Source organism: Pseudomonas cyclaminis (genome assembly GCF_015163715.1).
GTDB classification, from domain to species: domain Bacteria; phylum Pseudomonadota; class Gammaproteobacteria; order Pseudomonadales; family Pseudomonadaceae; genus Aquipseudomonas; species Aquipseudomonas cyclaminis.
Map to the genome: position 1 here is coordinate 1 of NZ_JADDUM010000244.1, position 3,579 is coordinate 3,579.

Below are 3,579 nucleotides of genomic sequence, written 5' to 3' on the forward strand. Positions count from 1 at the left end.
CGCGGCGCCGGCACTTTGCGCCAGGCGTCGAATGCATGCTCGGCGCGACTGACCTGTTGCTCCACCTCGGCGGCACCTTCCCAGTGCACACTGCCGATACGGCTGCCATCAATCGGCGAATGCACGGGCTGTTTACCCGACTGGTACAGCGCCGGGTTTACCCCGAGACGATCAAGCAATGCGGCAACCATGGGTCACTCCTTCAATCTGCAGACAAAAAATCGCACCGCGCCACGCACGGCGATCAAGACCTTATTTGTAGCTGGCCCAAGACTTGCCAACAAACGACGATTAGGCGAGATATCATTCCGTTTATTCATGCAAAGCATAAAAAGAGGCACGCCGTGCTGAACAAAAGACATTTGCCCTCGATCACCGCCCTGCAGTGTTTCGAAGCCGCCACCCGCCACCTGAGCTTCACCCGCGCCGCCGAGGAGCTGAACCTCACGCAGAGCGCGGTCAGCAAGCAAGTGGCGCAGTTGGAAGAACTGCTGCAACACCTGCTGTTTCGCCGCGTGCGTCGCCGCCTGCAGATGACCCCGGCAGGCGACCTGTACCTGGTGGAAGTGCGCAAGATCCTCACGCAGGTGGAGATGTCCACCCATTACCTGCGCTCCTACGGCGGCGAGACCGAAGTGTTGCGCGTGTCCACGCCCTACACCTTCGGCGCGCGCTGGCTGGTGCCGCGCCTAAAGGGCTGGCGGTTGCGTCACCCGCAAATCCATCTGGACCTGTGCAATGAGCAGGAGCCGGACGAACTGCTGCAAGGCAAGGCCGACATGGCCTTCTACTTCGGCCAGGGCGCACGCCCTGGCACCGAGAGCCTGAAGCTGTTCAGCGAAGAACTGGTGCCGGTCTGCGCACCCGAGAGCCTGCCCGCCAAGCCCTTCACCGACCCCACGCAACTGAGCGAACTGGTGCTGTTGCAAAACGCCTCACGCCCCCAGGGCTGGCATGACTGGTTCGCCAGCCAGGGTTACCAAACCGAGCACAGCTACCACGGGCCGCGTTTTGACACCTTTTACATGTGCATTCGTGCGGCGCAGGTGGGTTGTGGCGTGGCGTTGTTACCGAGGTTCCTGGTGGAAGAGGAATTGGCCGACGGCAAGCTGGTCATTCCCTGGCAGCATGCGATGCCGAGCCAGGACGCCTACTACCTCGCGTATCCGGAGCATTCGGCGGAGGTGCCCAAGGTGCGGGACTTTGTGAAATGGATGATGGAGCAGGTTATTTAGCGCCTGAAATACCGCTATCGGGGGCAAGCCCCCTCCCACATTTGATATGCATTCCAAGTGTGGGAGGGGGCTTGCCCCCGATGAGGCCAGTGGCCCCACTGAAAAAATCACTGGCAAAACCCCACAGGTCTATGCGCCACTAGCCCCCTTCCTTAATTGTGCGTAAAGGCCGGCGCCCAACGCCGACCCGTCTGGAGATTCCCGTTATGAGCGAGAGTGTGTTTGCCGATCGCATCGTGCAGAACCTGCTCGACACCGACTTCTACAAGCTGACCATGATGCAGGCGGTGCTGCACAACTACCCGAACGTGGAAGTTGAATGGGAGTTTCGTTGCCGTAACAGTGAAGACCTGCGCCCCTACCTGGCGGAGATCCGCTACCAGATCGAGCGCCTCGCCGAGCTGAGCCTGAGCCCGGACCAATTGGGCTTCCTGGAACGCATCAGCTTTATGAAGCCGGATTTCCTGCGTTTCCTCGGCCTGTTCCGCTTCAACCTGCGTTATGTGCAGACCGGCATCGAGAACGGCGAGTTGTTTATCCGCCTGCGCGGGCCGTGGCTGCATGTGATCCTGTTTGAAGTGCCGATGCTGGCCATCGTCAGCGAAGTGCGTAACCGCTACCGCTACCAGACCGTGATCCTCGAACAGGCCCGCGAGCAGCTGTACCGCAAGTTCGACTGGCTGACGGCGAATGCCAGCAGCGAGGAACTGTCGGAGCTGCAAGTGGCCGACTTCGGTACACGCCGGCGCTTCTCGTACCGGGTGCAGGAAGAAGTGGTCACTGTGCTCAAGCATGACTTCCCAGGGCGCTTCGTCGGTACCAGCAACGTGCACCTGGCCCGCGAACTGGACATGAAGCCCCTGGGCACCATGGCCCACGAGTGGATCATGGCCCACCAGCAACTGGGTCCGCGCCTGATCGACAGCCAGATCGCCGCCCTCGATTGCTGGGTCCGCGAATACCGTGGCCTTTTGGGCATCGCCCTGACCGACTGCATCACTACCGACGCGTTCCTCGGCGACTTCGACTTGTACTTCGCCAAGCTGTTCGACGGCCTGCGCCACGACTCCGGTGACCCGGTGCAATGGGCCGAGAAAGCCATCGCCCACTACCACAAGCTGGGTATCGAGCCGATGAGCAAGACCCTGGTGTTCTCCGACAGCCTGTCGCTGCCCAAGGCCCTCGAGATTTTCCGGGCGCTGCGCGGTCGCATTAATGTGAGCTTCGGTATCGGCACCAACCTGACCTGCGATATTCCGGGGGTGGAACCGATGAGCATCGTGCTTAAAATGACCGCGTGCAATGGCCAGCCCGTCGCCAAGATCTCCGATGAAGCGGGCAAGACCCACTGCACCGACCCGAATTTTGTCGCCTATTTGCGTCATGTTTTCAAAGTACCTGCCATTTCCAGCAAGGAGTGAATCATGCAAGCCGTACAGCGTGAGATTGCGCAGCAACTCAAGGTGCAAGCGCCGTTCAACGACCAGGCCGACCTTGAGGCCGAAGTGGCCCGCCGCGTGGCTTTTATCCAGGATTGCCTGCGCAACTCCGGGCTCAAGGCATTGGTACTGGGCATCAGCGGCGGCGTCGACTCCCTGACCGCCGGCCTGTTGGCCCAACGTGCGATGCAGGAACTGCGCGCCAGCACCGGTGATGAGGCTTACCGTTTTATCGCGGTGCGCCTGCCCTACGACACCCAGTTCGACGAAATCGACGCCCAGGCCTCGGTGGACTTTATCGAGCCGGACGAGCGCCATACCGTGAACATCGGCCCGGCGGTGAAAGCCCTGGCCAGTGAAGTGGCGGCGTTCGAAGGCAAGGCGGCGGTTTCCCGCGATTTCGTGCTGGGCAACACCAAGGCGCGCATGCGCATGGTGGCGCAATACACCATCGCCGGCGCGGCCGGTGGCCTGGTGATCGGTACCGACCATGCGGCGGAAGCGGTGATGGGCTTTTTCACCAAGTTCGGTGACGGTGCGTGCGACCTCGCGCCGTTGAGCGGGCTGGTGAAGAACCAGGTGCGTGCGATTGCACGGCACTTTGGCGCGCCGGAATCGTTGGTGGAGAAGATCCCGACGGCCGACCTCGAAGACCTGTCGCCAGGCAAGCCGGATGAAGCGTCACATGGCGTGACCTATGCGGAGATTGACGCGTTCCTGCACGGTGAAGCAGTGCGTGAGGAAGCGTTCAGGATTATCTGCGAGACGTATCGCAAGACTGAGCACAAGCGGGTGATGCCGTTTGCGCCGTGAGGTGAGCCAGATAGTTTTGTGTTGATTGCAAGACAGCCATCGGGGGCAAGCCCCCTCCCACCTTTTGAAATGCGGTCGAATGTGGGAGGGGG

The 3,579-nt window shown here is 61.1% G+C and carries 4 protein-coding genes; 3 read left to right on the forward strand and 1 reads right to left on the reverse strand.

Features of this window, described 5'->3' with window-relative positions; all coding sequences use genetic code 11:
* Positions 1 to 191, reverse strand: a 191-nt coding sequence (locus IQK56_RS26085) for an aldehyde dehydrogenase family protein (protein WP_193901877.1), incomplete at its 3' end; no start/stop codon positions are given.
* Between the two features lie 153 nt (positions 192 to 344).
* Between IQK56_RS26085 and IQK56_RS26090 the strand changes: the two genes are divergently transcribed.
* From IQK56_RS26090 to nadE, 3 genes are all read left to right on the forward strand, one after another.
* Entirely contained in the window at positions 345 to 1,235 is an 891-nt protein-coding gene (locus IQK56_RS26090) for a LysR family transcriptional regulator (protein WP_150674935.1), read from the forward strand.
* Positions 1,236 to 1,441: 206 nt separating this feature from the next.
* Positions 1,442 to 2,656: a nicotinate phosphoribosyltransferase gene (gene pncB / locus IQK56_RS26095; RefSeq protein WP_099583657.1), complete on the forward strand. Its 1,215-nt coding sequence runs from the start codon at positions 1,442 to 1,444 to the stop codon at positions 2,654 to 2,656.
* A 3-nt stretch (positions 2,657 to 2,659) separates the two neighbouring features.
* Positions 2,660 to 3,487, forward strand: coding sequence for an ammonia-dependent NAD(+) synthetase (nadE, locus tag IQK56_RS26100; protein ID WP_122308441.1), 828 nt, complete (start codon positions 2,660 to 2,662; stop codon positions 3,485 to 3,487).
* The last annotated feature ends 92 nt before the right edge of the window (positions 3,488 to 3,579 follow it).

What these genes read in the sequence shown, in the direction of transcription:
- pncB (WP_099583657.1), top strand. Translation starts at nt 1,442, where the DNA reads ATGAGCGAGAGTGTGTTTGCCGATCGCATCGTGCAGAACCTGCTCGAC.
- nadE (WP_122308441.1), top strand. Translation starts at nt 2,660, where the DNA reads ATGCAAGCCGTACAGCGTGAGATTGCGCAGCAACTCAAGGTGCAAGCG.